The sequence below is a fragment of the Deinococcus radiotolerans genome (assembly GCF_014647435.1).
GTDB classification, from domain to species: Bacteria; Deinococcota; Deinococci; order Deinococcales; family Deinococcaceae; genus Deinococcus; species Deinococcus radiotolerans.
This window is the reverse complement of record NZ_BMPE01000003.1, coordinates 318,081-339,111: the sequence shown is the minus strand read 5'-3', so window position 1 is coordinate 339,111 and position 21,031 is coordinate 318,081. Positions and strand designations below refer to the sequence as shown.

The following is a 21,031-nucleotide window of genomic DNA, read 5'->3' as shown; positions in this document are numbered from 1 at the left end:
GCTCCACAGGGGAGACCACGCGTCCAACTTTCCCCACCCGGGCAGTGAATGGTCAGGGCTCACCGGCTGAGGCACGCTGCGCGGAAACGACCCTCGACCCTGCGGGCTCCCGTTGGACCGGCCGGATTCCCCCCGGGGTGGGTCCACATGGCATCGCCCCCCGGCCCGTCCCCGCACGGACGCCAGACCCTCACGCGCACCCACGGGAGACCCCGACACCGTGAAGGCGGGCCGCCCGCTTCCGGGTGACCCGCCTCTCTGTCCGAACCTGTACGCGCCTGTCGTTCAGGCCATCTGCGCCCGCGCGGCCTCCTGCAACTGCCGCCACGCCACCTTGCCCGTGGGGCTGCGCGGCAGGCTCTCCACGAACTGCCAGTCCCGCGGCACCTTGTACGTGGACATCTGCGTCCGCGCCCAGGTCTCCAGGTGCCCGGGGGTGGCCTGCTGCCCGGGGCGCAGCACGACCAGCGCCCGCGCCCGCTCGCCACTGCGCTCGTCCGGCACGCTGATCACGCAGGCCTCCTGAATGGCAGGGTGCGCGTGCAACAGGTTCTCCACCTCGGCCGGCCAGACCTTCATGCCGGACACGTTCACCATGCGTTTCAGGCGGTCTGCGAAGAAGAAGTACCCCTCCTCATCGGTGTAGCCCAGGTCACCCGTCCGGAAGTAGCGCTGCCCGCCGATCTCCATGAACGCCTCGGCCGTGGCGTCGGGGCGGTTCCAGTAGCCCTGCATGACCTGCGGGCCGCGCAGGACGATCTCGCCCGTCTCGCCCGGCGGCAGCTCCCGGCCGGTGTCGAGGTCCACCACGCGGGCGTCCACGTTGAACAGCGGAATGCCCAGGCACTGCAGCTTCTGGCGGCCCCTGGGGTTGCTGTGCGACTGCGCCATCGTCTCGGACAGCCCGTAGCCTTCCAGGAACATGATGCCGGTCAAGTCCAGCAGCCGCTGGCCGACCGCGGCGGGCAGACTGGCGCCGCCTCCCGTGACGCTGCGCAGGGAACGCAGGTCCGCCGGGTTGAAGTCCGGGGAAGCCATCAGGTCGATCAGCATGGTGGGCGTGTTCGTCCAGAGGGTCACCTGCTGCTCGCGGATGAGGGTCCGGGCGGCGTCGCGGTCCCAGCGGGACATGATCACGACCTTCCCGCCGACCGTCAGGGCGCTCATCAGGCTGTTGATGAAGCCCGTCACGTGAAAGAACGGCAGGGCCGCCAGGAACACGTCCTCGACGTTCCCGTCCACCCACACGCCCGCCCCGAAGACGTTCGCCTGCACGCTACGGTGCGTGTGCATGCAGCCCTTGGGCAGACCCGTGGTGCCGGAGGTGTAAGGCATGATGCACAGGTCATCCGCACCCACAGCAGCTTCCGGTGCGGGCTCGGCGCGCAGGGCGTCCTCGAAGGTCACGTCCTCGCCCATGAGCTGTGGCGTGACGTCCAGCCCGTCGGGGAGCGGCACGCCGGGCGTCGCCTGCGCGCCGCGCATGACGTTCGCCACGACGGCGTGCGCCAGGCCCGCCTGATGGGCCCGGTCGTACAGTTCCGCGCCGACCACCCCGGCGCGGATGCCGGCGTCCTGCAGGAAGAAGCCCAGCTCACGCGCCTGCAGCATCGGGGCGAGTGGCACCACCACGGCGCCCAGCTGCCACGTGGCGAAGGCGGCGATGGCCCACTCGGGGCTGTTCTGCAGGCAGACGGCCACCCGGTCGCCGCGCTGCACGCCCCGCGCGGCCAGGTGACCGGCGAGGCGCGTGGCGTCCCCGTGCAGCTGCGCGTACGTCCAGCTGCGGCCGTAATGCCAGCACGCGACCCGGTCGGGGTAGCGTTCGGCGCTGACCCGCAGGTTGTGCATCACGCCCGTGCCGGGCAGGGTCAGGGTGCGGGGTTTACCTTCGGGCCAGAACGGTTGCGGTTGGGTCATGGTCGAGTCCCTCCGGGAGATCGGGAGTGCCGGTCCGGACGCCTCGCGCCTGGACCGCTGGAGTTGTGGATGGCCCGAGCATAGCGCGAAGCCCGCCCGGGGGCCGCCTCAGGCCCCTGCACGGCCCGCCGGGTGGGGGTATTCCGGAGTTTCCACGTGCAGGACGCGAGAATTAAGGAAATCGGATATTCTGCGTTCCAGACGGCATTTGTGTCTTCATTATGGATGGAACGGCGTGCTGGAGGGCGTTCCTTGCCCCCATACCCCCTTCCCAACCGGGCGGGCGTATGTCATGCTGCTCACCATGACGAAAAAGTCTGCGAAAGCCCCCGCCAAGAAGCCCGCCGCCAAGGCCGCTCCCGCCGCGAAAGCCGCGCCCAAGGCCGAGAGCAGCAAGGTCGCCAAGACCCAGCTCGTGGAAATGGTTGCCGACAAGACCGGCCTGACCAAGAAGCAGAGCGAGGAAGCCGTCAGCGCCATGCTGGACGTCATCGTGGGCGCCATCAAGGGCGGCCAAAGCGTCGGCCTGCCCGGCCTGGGCACCCTGAGCGTCAAGGCCACCGCCGCCCGCACCGGCGTGCGCCCCGGCACCAGCGAGAAGATCCAGATTCCCGCCGGCAAGAAAGTCGCCTTCAAGGTCGCCAGCACCCTCAAGGGCAACCTGTAAATCCCTGACTGGAACTGGAGGGCCGCGCCATGCAGCGCGGCCCTCCTTCTTGTCGGTGCAGTGTGGGCAGACGGGTCCCGGGTGACAGCGCGCCAAGTACGCCCTGTCACCCGGGGCCCGGGCGATTCAGAACGGCTGGGCGTGCAGTTCCAGCTCGACCGGGACGTTGCCCGCCACGGCGCGGCTGTAGGGGCACACGGCGTGCGCGGCGCGCAGCAGCGCCTCGCCGGTCTCCAGGGGCGTCTCGGGCAGGTGCACCTGCAGCAGGACCCGCAGGCCGTACCCCTGGGCGTCCTGCATCAGGCTGACGTGCGCGCGGGCCTGGGGCGTACCGCCGACGGTGATGCCGTCACGGCGGGCCACGCTCTGCAGGGCGCTGAGGAAGCATGAGGCGTACCCGGCCGCGAACAGTTCCTCAGGGTCCGCGCCCGCCGTGCTGGAGTTCGCGGGTCGCAGCGTGACCGGCAGGCGGTCGCGGCCCACCTGGGCCTGACCGGTGCGGCCCCCCTGCACGTCGGAGGTGGCGGTGAACAGCAGCTTGGGTTCGGTGGCAGTCATGCGGGGATGTTACGCCGCGCACTGAGTCACATCAAGGCGGCAATGCGGCTGCATTCTGACCGTATCCGGTATAATCTGGCGTGGATCTCCGTCAACTCCAGGCGTTCATCACCGTGGCGGAGGAACGCCACTTCGGGCGCGCCGCCGAACGGCTGAACCTGGCCGCGTCCCCGCTGGGCCGACTTATCCGCGCGCTGGAAGACGAGGTGGGCACGGCCCTCCTGACCCGCACCACCCGCCGCGTGACCCTGACGGCGGCGGGCGCGGCGTTCCTGCCGCAGGCGCAGGCCATCCTGACGCAGCTGGAGCAGGCGTCGGCCCTGGCCCGGCGGACCGCGCAGGGCGAAACGGGCCGCGTGCGCCTCGGGTACATGGGCGCCGCCCAGGCGGCCCTCCTGCCCCGGCTGTGGCGGACCCTGCGCGACACGCACCCGGACGTGCAGCTGGACGTCACCGAGCTGTGCACGCCCGACCAGCGCCAGGCCCTCCTGGCCGGTGAACTCGACGCCGGCCTGATGGCCCTGCCCGTCTGGCACGACGAACTCCGTGCCCGGCCCCTGGCGCGCATTCCCCTGCTGGCCGCCCTCCCCCAAGAACATCCCCTGGCGGCGCACGCCAGTCTGGCCCTGCGGGACCTGGCGCAGGAAGAATGGCTGACCTGCACGCCCTACGCGACGACCCTGCCGCCCGAGCAGGTGCAGGCCCTGTGCATGGCCTTCGGGCTGGTCCCCCGCACGCGCGCCGTGGGCGGCAGTGAAAGCGCCGTCGTGGCGCGCGTGGCTGCCGGGGTGGGCGTGACCCTGGTCCCACAGACCCTGATCAACCCGCAGCAGGAAGGCGTGAGGTTCGTGCCGCTGGATGACCAGGTGACGCTGGACGTGGGTCTCGTCACCCGCGCAGCGCTGGACAACCCGGCCCTGAACGCCCTGATTGGGGCCGCCGAGCGGATCGCCGCCCGCTGAAGCGCCCAGCAGGGGAGAGGCGCCCCGAAGCACGGTCTGCCGAGGAGTCAGCCCGTGGGTGCGGTCCGGCGGGCAGGTGGCGTGACCCGCAGGGCCAGCGCCCCGGCCGCGACTGCCAGCACCGCCGAGGCGAGGAACGCCGGGGCGTAACTGCCCAGCGCGTCCCGCGTCACGCCGCCCAGCCAGGACGCCAGCGCCGCGCCCACCTGATGCGCGCAGAAGATCCAGCCGTACACCGTGCCCACGTTCGCCCGTCCGAACGTGTCTGCTGTCAGCGCCGTCGTGGGGGGCACCGTGGCGATATAGTCCAGCCCGAACAGTACCGCGAAGATCGTGAACGCCGCGCCGGGCGGCACCAGCGGCAGCAGCGCCAGGCTCAGGCCCCTCACCACGTAGTACCCCGCCAGCAGCGCACGCGGATCCGTCCGGTCCGTGAGGTACCCGCTGGCCAGCGTCCCCACGAAGTTGAATGCACCCATCAGGGCCAGCGTGCCCGCCGCGAACGTGGCGCCCAGACCCAGGTCCCCGCAGTACGCGATGAAATGAGTGCCGATGATGCCGTTACTCGTGAACCCACACGCGAAGAACGTGACGCTCAGCAGCCAGAAATCCCGGTGCCGGACCGCCCGCCGCATTACGCCCGGGTCCGGCCGCAGAGCCTGTGCTCCCGGAGCGGGCGCCTGACCGTCCGGGTGCAGGCCTAGATCCTCAGGGCGGTCCCGCAGCAGGGCCAGCACGAGGGGCGCCAAGGCCAGCGCCGCGGCCGCCACGATCAGGGTAGCCTGAGCCCACCCGATCGTCTGCGCCCAGCGGGTCAGCAGCGGAATGAACACCAGCTGCCCCGCGCTGGTCGCCGCGCCGAACAGACCCACCACCAGCCCACGCCGCCGCACGAACCAGCGCGTCGCGACCGTCGCGCCCAGCACACTGCCCACTAGGCCCGTCCCCAGTCCGCTCAGCAGCCCCCAGGTCAGGTGCAGACCCAGCGCCCCATGCATGCGCGTACTCAGGGCGAAACTCAGGGCGAGCAGCAGCAGCCCCACGCTCGCCACGCGGCGCGGCCCGAAGCGGTCCATCCAGCGGCCGGACAGGGGCGCGCTCAGCCCGAAGACCAGCAGGCCAAGGCTGGCCGTTACGGACAGCGTGCCGCGGCTCAGGCCCAGCGCGTCCTGCATGGGCAGTAGAAACACACCGGGCGCACTGCGCGCCCCTGCCGCCAGCAGGAGCGCCAGCACCGTCACCACGACAATCACCACGGGATACCACGGCCGCACGCGCGCTGAGAGCATACCCGCAGTGTAGGCCTGCGCAGGCCCACCGCAGGAGAAGTCAACGACGTATGCCCGGGGTGGATTCCCTCTGGTCCGCGGACGATACGCCAGCGCTGACCTCGTCTGTCACCCTAGCCTGGGCTCAGGCCCGAGCAGCAGTCTCATTGATGGTGTCCGCCAGGGTCGTCAGCTGACTGTCCGTGGCTTTCTCCTCACGTTCCGTGGCGCGCAGCGTCTCCAGATGCTGCTGGTGCCCCAGCACCTGCGCGTACCGGGCCACTGTGCCGTACCCGGCGATCTCATAGTGTTCCACCCGCTGCGCACACGCGATCAGACCGGCGTCCTTCACGGCGGGCGCGGCGTCTTGCCCGATCATCTCGGCCCCCTCGGCGATCAGGCCCTGCATGGCCTTGCACGTGTGCCCGCCGGGCGTTTCACCCAGGTCGCTCAGAACCGATTCCAGGCGCTGCACATGCTGCCGCGTCTGCTCCAGGTGCTGCTCGAATCCAGCCCTTAACTGTGGATCGTGGGCGGCCGCTGCCATCTTGGGCAGCGCCTGCACCAGCTGAGTTTCGGCGGAGTAGAGGTCGCGCAGCTGTTCCAGATATAGGTCACTCAGAGAATTCAGGGACGGCATGGTTGACTCCTTTGACCACGCAGCGCGCGGTCGGCTTAGGGGAGGGTGTACCGGACGGTCCTGCCCGGCACCGGCGATACGCTTCTTCCTGCGGGGAGGTCGGCAGAGAGGAGCTGCTTGCCAGTCTCGGTTGGCACCTGCCGTCTTCGGGCGCCAATGGGCTAAAGCTGTTCAGTCTCCAGTTCACTGACAGGTCTGAAATTTTTGTAGGTGGTGCTTGAGTTCTTTCTCACAGCCAGCACGCTCCTGCTACCTCGGAGGGCTGTTGATAAATCGAACCAAAATAGAATCCGGAGATATAAAACGGAAACGTTCGACAGCTCTTGCCTTGTTGGGTGGGATGCAGTTCTTTACGTCGATCCGATGCCACGATCTGTTTTTCTGCCTCTGCATGGGCTTTTGCTTGAGGATGTACAATTCAGGTTTACTTGCGGTGTATGTGAGATCTGAGGTATATCTAGTTAGTTTTATATCTCCAGTTATAAAAAGGAGTCTGCGTGCAGGATCTCCCCACAACCCACGCCATCCTCAAAGCCCTCCACGATCACGACGCCGACACCCTCCTGCCCCTCGTCGCCGACGCTCTGCCCGACCCGGTGCATGTGGCCCGCTCTCACCTCCAGGCGTTCTTTACACCTAGAGACCCGGACCGCATTGATCTGCGCCGCCCCTCCGCGGCCCTGCATGATCACCTGCATGCCGCCGCGTACACGAACCGCAACGGGACGGTCGCCAAACCCAACTCCGCGCGTAAACGCCTCAGCCTCCTCAGCCGCCTGTACACCCACCTGGTCGAGACGGGCGTCCTGAGCACGCACCCCATGCAGGGCATGCCGCGGCCCGTCAGTGAACGGCGCGCCGCGCCCCTCATCACCCGGGAGGCCATCACACGCCTGCACCGCAGCGCCCCGCACCCCCTACGGGCCGCTCTGGTGCTGATTGACGAGCACGCCCTGCGGTCCCGTGAACTCACGGTCCTCAACTGGGCGCACGTGCATGTGCCCACCGGCACCCTGACCCGCACGCACACCGCCACCCGCCTCAGTGACGCGGCCCTGCACGCCCTGCGCGAGCTGTACTTCGCGGCCGGAGGCCTGCTGGACGATGAGTTGAGCGTCCCGCCGGGCCCGGTGTTCCCCTGGCGGACCGAGGCGGACCTGCGCGCGGAGCTGTTCAGCGCCTGCCAGCAGGCCGGGCTGAGTTACGTCACGCCGGGTGAACTGCGGCGCGCGTCCCTGCGGGACCATCCGCACACCACGTCCAGCGCCGGGTTCAGCCCCTTCGACGGTGACCGGCAGGTCCGGCGGGTGCGTGAACTCGCCCAGCAGACCCTGGACGGCCAAGGCCGCTGAGCACCGCTGCACTCAGGTCCGGGGTGTGGGGGGCGGCCCGTCCTACACGCGGTACACCAGGCCGCTGCCCATGGCGATGAGCTGACCGTTCACGCGGACTTCCATGCGGTACGCACCCGTCTTGCGGCCCAGGTGCTGCTCGGCGGCGCTGGCCGTCACCTGATCTCCCAGGCGCGCGGCGCGGAGGTACTGCAGGTCGGCGTGCAGGCCCACCTGCCGCCCCGGGCCGCTGTTGGACGCCAGGGCGAACGCCGCGTCCGCGAGACTGAACAGGAACCCCCCGTGCGCCGTGCCGTGCATGTTGATGTGGTGCGCCTCGACGGTGGCCGACACGGTCGCGTGACCGTCGCCGACTTCCAGGACGGTCACGCCCAGGAACGCCATGTACGGATCGCCCGTCACGCGCCCCCCAGGTAACTGGCCGTGAGGCTCTCGTCCTTCGCAATGGCGGACGCCGGCCCGCTGAGTTTTACCTGACCGGTTTCCAGCACGTACGCCTGGTCACTGATAGCGAGGCTCGCGCGGGCATTCTGCTCGACAAGGAGGACCGTGACGCCATCCTGGCGCAGCTGCTGCACGATGTTCAGAATGTCACGGACGATCAGGGGAGCCAGGCCCAGGCTGGGCTCGTCCAGCAGCAGCAGCTTCGGGCGGGCCATCAGGGCGCGCCCGATGGCGAGCATCTGCTGCTCGCCGCCCGAGAGGGTCCCGGCCAGCTGCGCACGCCGCTCCCGCAGGCGGGGAAAGCGGGTGTACACGGCGTCCAGGTCCGCGCGCCACGCCTCGCGGCGCCGCAGGTACGCGCCGAGTTGCAGGTTGTCCTGCACGGTCATGGACGCGAACAGGTCACGCCGTTCGGGCACCAGGCTGATCCCGCGCGCCACGCGCCCTTCCAGCGGTACGCCCTGAAGGGACGCCCCGGCGTACGTGATCTGCCCGGCGGACGGCAGGACCCCCATGACCGAGTTCATCAGGGTGGTCTTCCCGGCGCCGTTCGCGCCGATGACACTGACGATCTGCCCGGCAGGCACCTGAATGCTCACGCCGGACAGCGCCTCCACGCGGCCGTACCGGGTCACCAGATCACGGACGTCCAGCAGCGGGGCCGGGCCGGTCACGCGTCCTCCGGGTCGACGCCCAGGTACGCTTCCCGCACGGCGGGATGAGCGCGGATCTCGTGAGGGGCGCCCTCGGCCAGTTTCTCTCCGTAGTTCATGACCACCACCCGGTCCACAAGGTTCATCACGAGGTCCATGTCGTGCTCGACGATGAGCACAGTGACGCCCTCGTCCCGCAGGCGCCGCAGCAGCGTGACCAGTTCCTGCTTCTCTCCGTGGCGCAGTCCGGCGGCCGGCTCGTCCAGCAGCAGCAGGGTCGGGTCGGCCATTAGGGCGCGCGCGATCTCCAGCACCCGCTGCTGCCCCAGCGCGAGATTCCCGGCCAGGTTGAAGGTCTGTGCGTCCAGGCCCACGCGCCGCAGCTGCCGCAGCGCCTCGCGTTGTAGGGCGGCCTCCTCGGCGCGTTCGAGGTGCAGGAGGCTGGCAATGAGTCCGGCGCGCCCGCGGGCGTACCCCCCCACCATGGTGTTCACCAGCAGAGACTGATCCGGCAGGAGGTGCACGTGCTGGAAGGTGCGGGCCACGCCCAGCCGGTGAATGTCCGCGGCGCGCCAGCGGGTCACGTTCCGCCCGGCGATGGTGACGGTCCCGCCCGTGGCGGGGTTCACGCCGGTGATCAGGTTGAACATGGTGCTCTTGCCCGCACCGTTCGGGCCGATCAGACCGACAATCTCGCCGGTCCGCACTTCGAAGGACACGTCCGCCACGGCCCGCAGGCCCCCGAACTGCTTCACGGCGTGCTCGACCTGCACCAGCGGCTGGCCCGGCTGGGGCTGCTCGCGGGTGGGCAGCGGCGCGCCCTCCGGCAGCAGCGCCGGGTCGCCGTGGGGCACCCAGCGTTCCAGCAGGGGCCACAGGCCGCGCCCGGCGAACTGCAGGGCCAGGATGATCAGCACGCCGAACACGATGACCTCGAAGTTCCCCTGCGTGCCCAGCAGGGCCGGCAGGTCCCCCCGCAGCCACTCGCGCAGGGCCGTGATCAGGCCCGAGCCGAGCAGCGCGCCCCACACGTACGCGGGGCCGCCCACGACGGTCATGAACAGCACCTCGATCCCCGCCTGCAGGCCAAACGGTGTGGGGTTCACGAAGCGCTGACTGTGCGCGTACAGCCAGCCGGCCATGGACGCCATCAGGGACGCCAGCACGAACACCTGCACCTTCAAGCGGTAGGGGTTCACACCGAACGCCTCCGCGACCACGGGGCCGGCCCGCAGGGCCCGCATGGCGCGGCCCGTGCGGGACGACAGCAGGAACTGCGCGCCCAGACCCACCAGGCCCAGCGCCGCCAGCGCCAGGTACGCGAAGGGCCGCGGGCCGTTCAGGGACAGCCCCAGCAACTGCACGGGGGGAATGTCCGTCAGGCCCGTGAAGCCGCCCAGCGCGGGCGTGTTCCCGAACACGTAGTACAGGCTGATGCCCCACGCGATGGTCGCCAGAGGCAGGTAGTGGCCCTGCATGCGCAGCGTGACCAGCCCCAGGATCAGGGCGATGACGCCCGTCACCGCGAAGCCGGCCAGCAGGGTCAGCCAGGGACTCCAACCGGCCTGCGTGGTCAGGACCGCCGTCGTGTAGGCCCCCACGCCCATGAAGGCCGCCTGCCCGAAACTCGTGAGCCCCAGGATGCCCGTCAGCAGCACCAGTCCGACGGCGACCAGCGCGAAGATCACGATGTTGATCAGCAGCGTCACCTGAAAGAGGGGCAGCAGCGCGGGGAGCAGCAGCGCGGCCAGCACCGCCAGCGCGGTCAGGAGGGTGCGGGGGCGCAGAGCGGGGCGCGCAGCCGCGACGTTCCGGGTCACTCCTCATCCTCCGGCGCGTGCCGGGTGATCACCGAGCGCCACAGCAGGACCGGGAGGATCAGCGTGAACACGATGACTTCCTTCCAGCCGGACAGACTGAACGACGCAAAACTCTCGATCAGGCCCACCAGCAGCGCCCCGGCCGCCGCGAGGGGATAGCTGACCAGCCCGCCGATGATGGCGCCCACGAAGCCCTTGAGGCCGATCAGGAAGCCGCTGTCGTACGTCATGGCAACCGAGGGGCCGATCAGCATGCCGCCCAGCGCGCCGATCAGGGCGGCCAGCGTGAAGGTCAGGGTGCCCGCTGACGTGGGGCTGATCCCCACCAGCCGGGCGCCCAGGCGGTTCACAGCGGTCGCGCGCAGCGCCTTGCCGGGCATGGTCCGCTCGAAGAACACGTACAGGGCCAGCATCAGCACGGCGGACACCAGGATCACCAGCAGGCTCTGCCAGGTCAGCGTCACCTGCCCGAGCGCCACGGTGCCCTGCGCGAACGGCGGCGTACGCGAGCCCTCCGGCCCGAAGAAGACCAGCGCCAGGCCCGTCAGGACCAGATGCAGCGCCACGGACGCGATCAGCAGAACCAGCACGGTGGCGTTCTGCAGCGGCTGAAACACCGTGCGGTACAGCAGCGGGCCCAGCGGCGCGACCAGCAGCAGGGTCAGCAGCACCTGCACCGGCAGGGGCGGCTTCAGGGGCGCAATCCAGTGCGCCGCGCCCCACAGCACGGCGCCCAGTAGCGCGGCCCCACCAACCGTCAGGGCGGCCGGGGTCACGTGCCCGCGGCGCAGGTGGCGGGCGGCCTCCAGCGCCGCGGCGAGACCCAGCAGGATCAGCAGCAGCGTGACGGTGCCCGGCACCTTGCCCAGTTGCAGGGCCGCGAGGGTCAGGGTGCCGAACACCACGAATTCGCCCATGGGCACGAAAATGACGCGCGTCACGGCAAAGACCAGTACCAGCGCCAGGGACAGCAGGGCGTACACGGCGCCGTTCGTGAGGCCGTCGGCGGCCAAGATGGGGAAGATACTTGGATCAAAGATTTGCATGCACGTGCCTTTCGCCCGTCAGCAGCGCCGGGCGGCCCGCAGGAGTCGCGGGAGGTCAGGGTCGCGGACAGGGGCAGGACGGACCAGAGCGCCGACGCCGCACCGTAAGTCGCCGCGTCAACGCTCCGTACTGGAAGGGAGGCTCCGCCTCAGCGGCTGGGGAGGAGTTTCCAGGTGCCGTCCACGACCTGCACCATCACGCGGCTGCGGGCGTCGAGGCCCAGGTGATCTGTGGCCGACAGGTTGAAGATGCCGTGCGCGCCGATCACGTTACGCGTGCCTTCCAGCGCGTCACGCAGCGCGCTGCGGAAGGCGGCCGTGCCGGGCTTGGCCTTCTTGAGCGCCACGGGCAGCGCCCGCTGGAGCAGCAGCCCCGCGTCCCACATGTGCGCGCCGAACGTGCTGACCGAGTCCTTGCCGTACTTCGCCTCGTACAGGTTCATGTACGCCAGACCCACCTTGCGGGTGGGGTTCGTCGTGAGCAGCTGGTCGGCCACGAGGACCGGCCCGGCCGGGAGAATGGCGCCCTCCACGTCCCGGCCGCCCACGCGCAGGAAGTCCGCGTTCGCCACGCCGTGCGTCTGGTAGATCTTGCCCCCGTACCCGCGGTCTTTCAGGGCCTTCTGCGGCAGCACCGCCGGCACGCCGGACGCGCCGATCAGGATCGCGTCGGGCCGCGCGGCCACCAGTTTGAGGACCTGGCCGGTCACGCTGGTATCGCTGCGGGCGTAGCGTTCCTCCGCGACGATCTTCAGGCCGCGTGCCGCGGCGTTCTTCTTCAGTTCCGCCGACCAGCCCTCGCCGTACGCGTCGTTGAAGCCGATGTACCCGACGGTCTTCACGTTGTTCTGCACCATGTGCTGCACGATCGCGGCCGCCATCAGCGCGTCGGTCTGCGGGGTCTTGAACACCCAGCTGCGCTTGGCGTCCACGGGTTTGATGATGCCCTCACTGGCCGCCAGGCTGATCATGGGTACCTTCGCCTCGGCGACCACGTCAATCATGGCCAGGGACGCGGGCGTGGTGGTCGTCCCGATGATCAGGTCCACCTTCGTGTCCTGGATCAGTTTCCGGGCGTTCGTGACGGCGGCCGTCGTGTCGGACGCGTCATCGAGGATGGTGTACACGATCTGCTGACCGGCGATGGTCTGCGGCAGCAGGGCCACCGTGTTCTTCTCGGGAATGCCCAGGCTCGCCGCCGGGCCGGTCGAAGAGACGATCACGCCAATCCGGACCTCCGCGGAAGCGAGAGAGAACAGCGTCAGGACGCTCAGGAACAGGGCCTTTTTCATGGGGGTACCTCCACAGTTGGGACCACCCTGCCGGGGCAGGGGAACGGCATTGATCTTTCGGTGTGGGAAGTATGGCACACCCCGGTGAACGCCTGTTCGGTCCATGTGGCCGCGGTGGCCGCCTCTGCCGTACGCGGCGTCCACCGGCGCGTTGACACGCTCGGGACGTGGCCCCTACACTCCCCTCACCACCGACCGCTCAGCAGGTTCAGGCGCCGGGCAGCGCCCGCGCCCACCCCCTCCGGCCCACCCCAGATGAGGAGTCCGATGTTCAACCCCGCCGCCGAGGCCCTGCCGCTGCCCGACCTGCGCGCCCTGCAACTCCAGCAGCTGCGGGACACCATCGCCCGGTTGTACGACCGGGTGCTCGCGTACCGAGCGCGCTTCGGGCAGCTCGGCCTGAGCGCCGACGACCTGCGCAGCCTGGACGACCTGCGGCACTACCCGTTCACGCGCAAGAGCGACCTGCGCGACCACTACCCCTTCGGGCTGTTCAGCGTGCCTCGCGCCGAGCTGCGCCGCGTGCACGCGTCCAGCGGCACGAGCGGCAAGGCCACCGTCGTTGGGTACGACGCGCACGACCTGGACGTGTTCGCGGAGGTCGTGGCCCGCAGCCTGCACGCCGCCGGGGTGCGGCCCGGCATGCTGTTCCACAACGCGTACGGGTACGGGCTGTTCACGGGTGGACTGGGCGTCCACGCGGGCGCCGAGCGGCTGGGCGCGGGCGTGATTCCCGTGTCGGGCGGCGGCACAGAGCGGCAGGTGCAGCTCATCGAGGACTTTGAACCCGAGGTGATTTCCTGCACGCCCAGCTACGCGCTGGTCCTCGCGGACGCCCTGGCCCGCCGGGGCCACACGCCGCAGACCCTGAGCCTGAAGTACGCGGTGCTGGGCGCGGAACCCTGGAGTGACGCCATGCGCGTGGAAGTGCAGGACCGCCTGGGCGTGCAGGCCACGAACATCTACGGCCTGTCCGAGATCATGGGCCCGGGCGTCAGCAACGAGGACGTGACCGAGCAGCGCGGCAGTTACCTCTGGGAGGATCACTTCTACCCGGAAATTGTTCATCCGGAGACAGGCGAGCCGCTGCCTGACGGGGAGTTCGGTGTGCTGGTCCTGACCTCCATGACCCGCACCGCGATGCCGCTGCTGCGGTACTGGACGGGCGACATCACCCGGCTGCTGCCCGGCCCGAACGCGACGGGCCGCACCATGCGCCGCATGGACCGCATCCGGGGCCGCAGCGACGACATGATCATCCTGCGCGGCGTGAACGTGTACCCCACGCAGATCGAGGCGGCCTTGGTGCACTTCAGCGAACTGCAACCGCATTACCAGCTGGTCCTGACGAACGCGGGCCCGCTGGATGAACTGCTGCTGCGCGTGGAGAGCACGCGGGTGGACGCGCCGCTGCAGGATGAGGTCATCCGGGTGCTCAAGGAGCAGCTGGGCGTGACCCTCACGTGCGAGCTATGCGGTCCGGGCGAATTGCCCCGCAGCGAGGGCGGGAAACTTCAGCGGGTGGTGGATCGCCGAGCGGCCCGCTGAGCCCTGGCGACCGGGAGGCTGGCGGCCAGGCACTGACCTGACCGGCCAGCCGGACCCGCCGGTCAGGTTAGAAGCCAACCTCGAATGTAGGGCGGCCGCCTGACAAGGGGCTGCGGCGGCGATGCCCACCTGAAATTCACACGCGCTCTGCACCATGCTTAGCAGAATTGTCGTGCCAGACGTCATAAAAATCACTTCCTCACAGGAGCGCCAGGAAGGCCCCTCCGCGCTGCGCCGAGGGGTACAGGAGGGGTCACAAAGCAAACAACCAGTTCAGGCTCTATCTTACCTAAGCGGACTTAGGTAAGATCAGGTATGTCGGAGTACCCAACGCCCTCATGACCCTGGCCCCGTACGCTGCGACGGTCCTCGCCCAGGCCCAGACGTGGGCCAGCCTGCCCGATGACGAACTCCGCCGACGCGCCGTGCAGGCCGCCGGGGACAAGCACGTGGCCGACCTGCTCTCCCTGACCCGCGCGTACCTCACCCATGAGGGCGTCAGTGGCCTGCTCACCAGCCCACGCACCACCGAGGCGTACACCCTGGGCGTACGGCAGTTCCTTGAGTACGCCACTGCGAACGCCGTGAATCTCCTGCGGCCCGGTCGCCGGGACGCCTCCAGCTACGTCGCGTTCATGCTGAGCGCCGGACGCAAGCCCGCCGGCGTGCAATTGAAAGTCGCGGCCGCGAACTGCCTGTACCGCGCGCTCCGCTGGGCTGGTGCCACCGAGGCTGACCCCTTCAAGGACGTGAAGATTCCCAAGGACCGCACGCCCGGCCTCGTGAAACGCCCGCCGTATCAGGAGGATGAGCTCGCGGACGTCCTTGATCACGCGGACGTGCACGTGAAGTTCCTGCTGTTCCTCACGGCTCACGCGGGGCTGCGCATCAGTGAGGCGCTCGCCCTGACCTGGGACGATGTGGACGAGGCCAGCCGCCGCGTTCACGTGCGCAGCGGGAAGGGACGTAAGGAACGCGTGGTCGCCATGAGTACCAGCCTTGCCCGCGCCAGCCGGCACTACCGTGGCCTGTACGCACCCGGCGGCCCCGACCACACGGACGGCAAGCGCACCACGCCCGTCGGCCACGTGTTCCGGTACGCGTCACCCATGACCGCCCGGTACCACCTGGAGAAGGCCTTCCAGGCGGCTGGCGTGAAGTTCCGGGGGTTCCACCCGGGCCGCAAGTATGCCGGGACGCGGCTGCTTCAGCAGGTCAAGGATTTCGGGCGGGTCGCGGCGCACCTGGGACACGAGAGCATCGACACTACCCGGCGGGGCTACGCGAAACTCGCCACGGACGACCTGAAGGATGATCTGGCGGGCTGGTGAACGGGGCGCGGACCGGCCAAGGCGCCGAACCGGTCGCGTCCCCGTGACGGCGCGGCAGGCCCGCACCTGACTTCATAAGAGCTTCATTTACTCCATCAATCGGGCGGGCGTCCTGTTCCGCGGCGGGGGTGCGCTGATAGGCTCACCGTATTCATGCAAGGTACCGGTCCATGTCTCCCTTCACCACCGGACGCCCGGCGGGCCGGCCTCCTGCCCGGTGCGGCGTGACCACCTCGCCCTCCTCGGCCGCCCCGCTGCTCGCCCGCCTGAAAACCGACACGCGCCAGGCGCACGTCAGGGCCGAGCACGCCCTGAATCTCATGGACCCGGCGCTCTCTGCGGCGCACTACGCGGACGTCCTCTCGTGGCTGCACGCCCGGCACGCCCGGCTGGAACCCACGCTGGAAGCCCTGCTGAGTGCGGACCTGACCGGAGAGGAGCGCGCGGCGCTGGACCTCGCGTCCCGCCGCAAGGCCCCCCTGCTGGCGGCCGATCTGACCGCCCTGGGCCGGACGGTCGGGCCAACCGGGCCTCCGCCCGCGTGGCTGCGCTGCGAGGCGGACGCCTGGGGCGCCGCGTACGTCCTGGAGGGGGCCACGCTGGGTGGACAGCTGGTCATCCGTCACCTGCGGCGCCTGAAGTTCAGCGAGGACGCCCTCCGGTATTACGGCAGTTACGGTGCGGAGGTCGGCGCGCGCTGGCGGACCTTCGGGCACCTGCTGTCGGCCCGGCACGCCCGCGACCCGCACCCGGCGCTGTTCGCGGCGCGGGCTGTCGAGGCGGCCACCCGCACCTTCGCTGACCTGACCTTCCCCGCCGCTACTGGACTGGCGGCCCCGGAGAGCGCATGACCCACGATCCTGTCCGCGTGACCGCCCTGGACGCGCCCGTTGACCTGACGAACTGCGACCGCGAACCCATTCACATTCCCGGCGCCGTGCAGCCTCACGGGGCGATGGTCGCCCTGCGGGGCGCGACCATCGTGCAGGTCAGCGAGAACCTGCCCGAGCTGCTGGGCGTGGCCGTGACGGACGCGCTGGGCGGCCCGCTGGAACAGCTGCTGGACGGCCCTCTGGCCGGGCAGGTCAGGGAGGCCCTGCGCTCGGGCGGCCTTCAGCGCAACCCGCTGCTGCTGCTCAGCGCCGAGGTCCGGGGCCGCGGGCCCTTTGACGTGACCGCCCACCAGATGAACGACCTGACCATCCTGGAATTCGAGCAGACGCCGCGCAGCGCCGTGCAGACCGACGCGTACTCGCTGGTGCGCGCCGCGCTGGGGCGCCTGAACGCCGCGCCGAACCAGGATCACTTCGTGGCCCTGGTCGCTCAGGAGGTGCAGGCGCTGACGGGCTTTGACCGCGTGATGGTGTACCAGTTCGCCGATGACGGCACCGGCACCGTGATCGCTGAGCGCAGCGCGCCCGGCATGACGCCGTACCTGGGTCTGCGCTACCCCGCGTCGGACATTCCCAAGCAGGCGCGGGCCCTGTACGTGATGAACATGCTGCGCATCATCGCGGACGCGAACTACACGCCGGTGCCGCTGCTCGCGCATCCCGGTGAGCAGCCGCTGGACATGAGTTACTGCGCGCTGCGCAGCGTGTCCCCCATTCACCTGGAGTACCTGCGGAACATGGGTGTCGGGGCGTCCATGAGTATCAGCCTGCTGCGCGGCGCTGAACTGTGGGGCCTGATCGCGTGCCATCACACCGGCCCACGTGCGCTGAGTGCCAACGTCCGCGCCGCGTGCGAACTGATCGGGCAGGTGGCCAGCGTGCAGCTGAGCGCGTGGCAGGAGCGGCAGGATCAGACGTATCAGCTGCACCTTAAAGACGCGCAGTCGCAGCTGATGGAACGCCTCGCGAACGCCCCGGACCTGATGGAGGCGCTCGTCGGGCAGCACTCGCAGCTGCTGGAGTTCGTGGATGCCAGCGGCGCCGCCGTGTGCCTGGACGGCGAGATCATCCGCATGGGCCGCGCGCCCACCACCGAGCAGGTCCGGGCGTTGCAGGCGTGGCTGGGCACGCAGGCCGAGGCGGAAGTGCTGCACACCCGCGCCCTGAGCGAACTGTTCCCGGACGCCGCCGCGTACGCCGACACGGCCAGCGGCCTGCTGAGCGTGCAGCTGTCCCGCCAGCTGGGCGACCACGTGATGTGGTTCCGCCCGGAGGAGTTGCAGACCGTCACGTGGGGCGGCGACCCGAACAAACCGGCCGAGGTGGACGCGGCCGGTCAGGACCGCCTGTCGCCCCGCCGGTCCTTTGAGGCGTGGCAGCAGACGGTCCGCAGCCGCAGCACGCCGTGGCTGCCTGAGGAGATCGCCGCGGCCCGGACCCTGCGGCGGGCGCTGCTGAACATCGTGCTGCGCCGCGCCGAGGAGATCCGCGAACTGAACGACGACCTGACGCGCAGCAACTTGGACCTGGCGCGCAGCAACGCCGACTTGGACGCCTTCGCGTACATTGCTAGTCACGACCTGAAAGAGCCCCTGCGGGGCCTGCACAACTACTCCATGTTCCTGCTCGAATCGTACGCGCAGCAGCTGGACGAGGACGGCGTGTCGAAACTGAACACGCTGGTGCGGCTCACGCAGCGCATGGATGACCTGATCGACTCGCTGCTGCTGTACTCCCGGATGGGACGCGTGGACCTCAGCTTCCGGCCCACGGACCTGAACGACGTGCTGCACGGCGTCCTGGACGTGCTCTCGGCGCGGCTGGATCATGCGGGCGCGCAGGTTCACGCGGCGCCCCTGCCGACCCTGCTGCTGGACCGCGTGCGGGTCGGGGAGATCCTGAACAACCTCATCACGAACGCCGTGAAGTACACCGACAAGGCGCAGCCCGTGATTGAGGTGGGTGCCGTCGCCCCGGGTGAGCGCGGCGACCTGTCCCTCCCCGCGGTCCTGCCGGACGACGCGTGGATCATCTACGTGCGCGACAACGGCATCGGCATTCACGAGAAGCACTTCGAGAACATCTTCCGGATCTTCAAGCGGCTGCACGCCCGCGATCAGTTCGGGGGCGGCACCGGCGCCGGGCTGACCATCGTGAAGAAACTCGTCGAGCGGCACGGCGGCCTCATCTGGCTGGAGAGCGTGATCGGACAGGGCACCACCTTCTACTTCACGCTGAACCCCGGGCAGGCCACGTGACGCACCGCCTGCTGATCGTCGAGGACAGCGACGAGGACTTCACCGCCATCCAGTGGGCGCTGAATCGCCTGAACCGCGCCCTGCCGCTGGACCGCTGCGCCGACGGGGACGCCGCGCTGACCTGGCTGCAGGAAGCGTCGAACTGGCCCAGCCTGATCCTGCTGGACCTGAACCTCCCGGGCACGGACGGCCGCGAGGTGCTGGGCGCCCTGCGCCGTGACGCCCGCACCCGCACCCTGCCCGTCGTCGTGCTGTCCACGTCCGCCAGCGCCCGCGACATCAACGACTGCTACGCGCTCGGCGCGAACAGTTACCTGACCAAACCCGTGAACTTCGCGCAGTTCACCAACCAGCTGCGCCTCACGCTGGACTTCTGGCTGGAAGCCGCGCAGCTTCCGCAGGCCCCGGAGGCCCCGTGACGCCCGGCGGCCCCGCATGACGCAGTCCATTCACGTGCTGGTCATAGACGACAGCCCGGAAGATACCGCCACGTACCTGCGGTACCTGCGCGCCTGGCCGGACTGGCAGGTCACGCTCAGTCAGGCCAGCCTGGGCGAGGAGGCCGCCGCGCTCCTGCGAACCACCACCCCGGACGTCATCCTGCTGGACTACCAGCTGCCCGACACCACCGGCGTGGAGTTCCTGCAAGAACACCCACCCGGATGCGCCGTGATCATCCTGACCGGCGTGGGGGACGAGGAGATCGCCGTGCAGGCCATGCGCGCCGGCGCGCAGGATTACCTCGTCAAGGGCCGCCTGACGCCGGACACCCTGCGCCGCTCCGTGCAGGCCGCGCTGAACACCCACGCGCTCAGCCAGGCGCTGAGTGACGCGCAGGCGCAGCAGTCGGCGCTGCTGCGCAGCATCACCGACGGGGTGCTTCAGGTGGACGGGGAGTTGCGCGTCCTGAACCTCAACCGCGCCGCCGAGGGCCTGCTGGACACCAACCCGGACCTGCGGGGCCAGCCCCTGACCAGCCTGGCGTGGCTGACCGGGACGGCCCTCCCGGACCTGCTGCGCGCCGGGACCGGGGGCAGCGCGGACCTGCACACGCCGCGCGGCACGTGGCTGCACGCCCGCGTGTACCCCGGCGAGCACGTCCAGACCGTGTACCTGTACGACGACACGCCCCGCCGTGAGATTCAGGCCCGTGAACGCGCCCACACCCAGCAGCTCAATGAGCTGTACGCGACCGCCGCGGCCCTGAACGCCGCCCGCACCCTTCAGGACGTGCAGCGCGCCGCCCGGCACGCCGCGCCCGCCCTGCTGGGCAGTGACGCGCAGCTCATCCTGCCGGGCGAGCCCCTGCCGCCGGACCTCGCACCGGACGTTCAGGGGTGGCTGTCGGGTCACCCCACGCAGCCGGAACGCACGCCCTCCTGGCGCGGCACGCCTCTCACGCATGACGGCGCGTGGCTGGGCACCCTGCTGGTCCACCGGACCGAGGAGGACGGCGCGCGCGCCACCTTGTACTCCACCTTCGAGGAACTGCTGCACACCGCCCTCATGCGCGCCGCGCTGCTGGAACGGGAACAGCAGGACCGCCACACGCTGGAGGAACGGGTCAAGGTCCGCACGGCAGCCCTGGAACGCAGCAACCGCGACCTGGAGCAGTTCGCGCACGTGGCCAGTCACGACCTGAAAGAACCCCTGCGGACCATCGGGTCGTTCACGCAGCTGCTGAGCAGCCGCTACAGCACGCAGCTGGACAGCCGCGCGCAGCGGTACATGAATATCATCGTGGACGGCGCGCAGCGCATGGCCACCCTGATCGACGACGTGCTGTCCATCAGCCGCATGCATGACCGGCACGCCCCCCCCACCCGCACGGACCTGAACGCGCTCGTGCAGAGCGTGCAGGTGCAGCTGCACACCCTGATCTCCGACACGGGCGGCGAGGTGCAGGTGGGGCCGCTGCCCACCCTGACGGTGAACCCCACGCAGTTCACGCAGCTGTTCCTGAACCTGATCGGGAACGCCCTGAAATTCCACCGGGCCGGCGTTCACCCGGTCGTGCAGCTCAGCGCGCACGAGCGGGCCGGCACGTGGCACTTCACGGTGCGGGACAATGGTATCGGCGTGCCCGAGGAGTACGCCGAGCGGGTCTTCGTGATCTTCCAGCGGCTGCACACCCGCGATGAGTACGTCGGGAACGGCATCGGCCTGGCCCTGTGCCGCCGGATCGTGGAGGACCGCGGCGGGCGCATCTGGATTGACCCGCCCACCGCGGGAGGACCGGGCGGTACCACCATTCAGTTCACCGTGCCGGTCGCGCCGCCCCGCACGGACGCGGACCTGCCGGTGGTGTCTCACGTCAGCCGCATTCACCGCTGACCGCCCCGGGCGCCGCCCGCACCAGCAGAACCCGGTCCCAGCCAC

General features: G+C 69.7%; 18 protein-coding genes. 9 read left to right on the top strand and 9 right to left on the bottom strand.

The window, feature by feature from the left end; genetic code table 11:
- Positions 1–285: 285 nt before the first annotated feature.
- Entirely contained in the window at positions 286–1,920 is a 1,635-nt protein-coding gene (locus tag IEY63_RS09460; protein WP_189068751.1) for a long-chain-fatty-acid--CoA ligase, read from the bottom strand.
- A 292-nt stretch (positions 1,921–2,212) separates the two neighbouring features.
- Between IEY63_RS09460 and IEY63_RS09455 the strand changes: the two genes are divergently transcribed.
- Positions 2,213–2,587, top strand: a complete 375-nt coding sequence (locus tag IEY63_RS09455) for an HU family DNA-binding protein (RefSeq protein ID WP_189068750.1) — start codon at positions 2,213–2,215, stop codon at positions 2,585–2,587.
- Positions 2,588–2,713: 126 nt separating this feature from the next.
- Here IEY63_RS09455 and IEY63_RS09450 read toward each other — a convergent pair whose 3' ends face one another.
- Positions 2,714–3,145, bottom strand: coding sequence for an Ohr family peroxiredoxin (locus IEY63_RS09450; protein ID WP_189068749.1), 432 nt, complete (start codon positions 3,143–3,145; stop codon positions 2,714–2,716).
- A gap of 80 nt (positions 3,146–3,225) precedes the next feature.
- Between IEY63_RS09450 and IEY63_RS09445 the strand changes: the two genes are divergently transcribed.
- On the top strand, positions 3,226–4,107 hold the full coding sequence (locus IEY63_RS09445) for a LysR family transcriptional regulator (protein WP_189068748.1): 882 nt from the start codon (positions 3,226–3,228) through the stop codon (positions 4,105–4,107).
- 47 nt (positions 4,108–4,154) lie between these two features.
- Here the strand turns inward: IEY63_RS09445 and IEY63_RS09440 are convergent, their stop codons facing one another.
- Both IEY63_RS09440 and IEY63_RS09435 read right to left on the bottom strand, forming a co-directional pair.
- Positions 4,155–5,396, bottom strand: coding sequence for an MFS transporter (locus IEY63_RS09440; protein WP_189068747.1), 1,242 nt, complete (start codon positions 5,394–5,396; stop codon positions 4,155–4,157).
- A 124-nt stretch (positions 5,397–5,520) separates the two neighbouring features.
- Complete coding sequence (locus tag IEY63_RS09435; protein ID WP_189068746.1) at positions 5,521–6,015, bottom strand: YciE/YciF ferroxidase family protein; 495 nt, start codon at positions 6,013–6,015, stop codon at positions 5,521–5,523.
- A gap of 497 nt (positions 6,016–6,512) precedes the next feature.
- Here IEY63_RS09435 and IEY63_RS09430 point away from each other — a divergent pair, with 497 nt between their 5' ends.
- Positions 6,513–7,367 (top strand): site-specific integrase, encoded by an 855-nt coding sequence (locus IEY63_RS09430; protein WP_189068745.1) that lies wholly within the window; start codon positions 6,513–6,515, stop codon positions 7,365–7,367.
- A 42-nt stretch (positions 7,368–7,409) separates the two neighbouring features.
- Here IEY63_RS09430 and IEY63_RS09425 read toward each other — a convergent pair whose 3' ends face one another.
- The 5 genes from IEY63_RS09425 to IEY63_RS09405 form a co-directional block, all read right to left on the bottom strand.
- Positions 7,410–7,769 (bottom strand): hotdog fold thioesterase, encoded by a 360-nt coding sequence (locus IEY63_RS09425; RefSeq protein ID WP_229784608.1) that lies wholly within the window; start codon positions 7,767–7,769, stop codon positions 7,410–7,412.
- Entirely contained in the window at positions 7,766–8,485 is a 720-nt protein-coding gene (locus IEY63_RS09420) for an ABC transporter ATP-binding protein (protein ID WP_189068744.1), read from the bottom strand. Before IEY63_RS09420 ends, IEY63_RS09425 begins: the two co-directional genes overlap by 4 nt.
- Complete coding sequence (locus tag IEY63_RS09415) at positions 8,482–10,284, bottom strand: branched-chain amino acid ABC transporter ATP-binding protein/permease (protein WP_229784607.1); 1,803 nt, start codon at positions 10,282–10,284, stop codon at positions 8,482–8,484. Before IEY63_RS09415 ends, IEY63_RS09420 begins: the two co-directional genes overlap by 4 nt.
- The gene (locus tag IEY63_RS09410) at positions 10,281–11,330 is read right to left on the bottom strand and encodes a branched-chain amino acid ABC transporter permease (RefSeq protein ID WP_189068743.1); all 1,050 of its coding nucleotides are present in this window, start codon (positions 11,328–11,330) and stop codon (positions 10,281–10,283) included. Before IEY63_RS09410 ends, IEY63_RS09415 begins: the two co-directional genes overlap by 4 nt.
- 149 nt (positions 11,331–11,479) lie before the next feature.
- Positions 11,480–12,622, bottom strand: coding sequence for an ABC transporter substrate-binding protein (locus IEY63_RS09405; protein WP_189068742.1), 1,143 nt, complete (start codon positions 12,620–12,622; stop codon positions 11,480–11,482).
- Positions 12,623–12,889: 267 nt separating this feature from the next.
- Here IEY63_RS09405 and IEY63_RS09400 point away from each other — a divergent pair, with 267 nt between their 5' ends.
- The 6 genes from IEY63_RS09400 to IEY63_RS09375 all read left to right on the top strand — a co-directional run bounded on the left by IEY63_RS09400 (position 12,890) and on the right by IEY63_RS09375 (position 20,986).
- Positions 12,890–14,170, top strand: coding sequence for an AMP-binding protein (locus IEY63_RS09400; protein ID WP_189068741.1), 1,281 nt, complete (start codon positions 12,890–12,892; stop codon positions 14,168–14,170).
- A 338-nt stretch (positions 14,171–14,508) separates the two neighbouring features.
- Complete coding sequence (locus tag IEY63_RS09395; RefSeq protein ID WP_189068740.1) at positions 14,509–15,501, top strand: tyrosine-type recombinase/integrase; 993 nt, start codon at positions 14,509–14,511, stop codon at positions 15,499–15,501.
- 224 nt (positions 15,502–15,725) lie between these two features.
- On the top strand, positions 15,726–16,352 hold the full coding sequence (locus IEY63_RS09390) for a biliverdin-producing heme oxygenase (protein ID WP_189068739.1): 627 nt from the start codon (positions 15,726–15,728) through the stop codon (positions 16,350–16,352).
- Positions 16,349–18,652 (top strand): ATP-binding protein, encoded by a 2,304-nt coding sequence (locus IEY63_RS09385; RefSeq protein WP_189068738.1) that lies wholly within the window; start codon positions 16,349–16,351, stop codon positions 18,650–18,652. Before IEY63_RS09390 ends, IEY63_RS09385 begins: the two co-directional genes overlap by 4 nt.
- Positions 18,649–19,071 (top strand): response regulator, encoded by a 423-nt coding sequence (locus IEY63_RS09380; RefSeq protein WP_189068737.1) that lies wholly within the window; start codon positions 18,649–18,651, stop codon positions 19,069–19,071. The genes IEY63_RS09385 and IEY63_RS09380 overlap by 4 nt, the downstream gene beginning before the upstream one ends.
- 16 nt (positions 19,072–19,087) lie before the next feature.
- Positions 19,088–20,986: an ATP-binding protein gene (locus tag IEY63_RS09375; RefSeq protein WP_189068736.1), complete on the top strand. Its 1,899-nt coding sequence runs from the start codon at positions 19,088–19,090 to the stop codon at positions 20,984–20,986.
- Positions 20,987–21,031 lie beyond the last annotated feature (45 nt).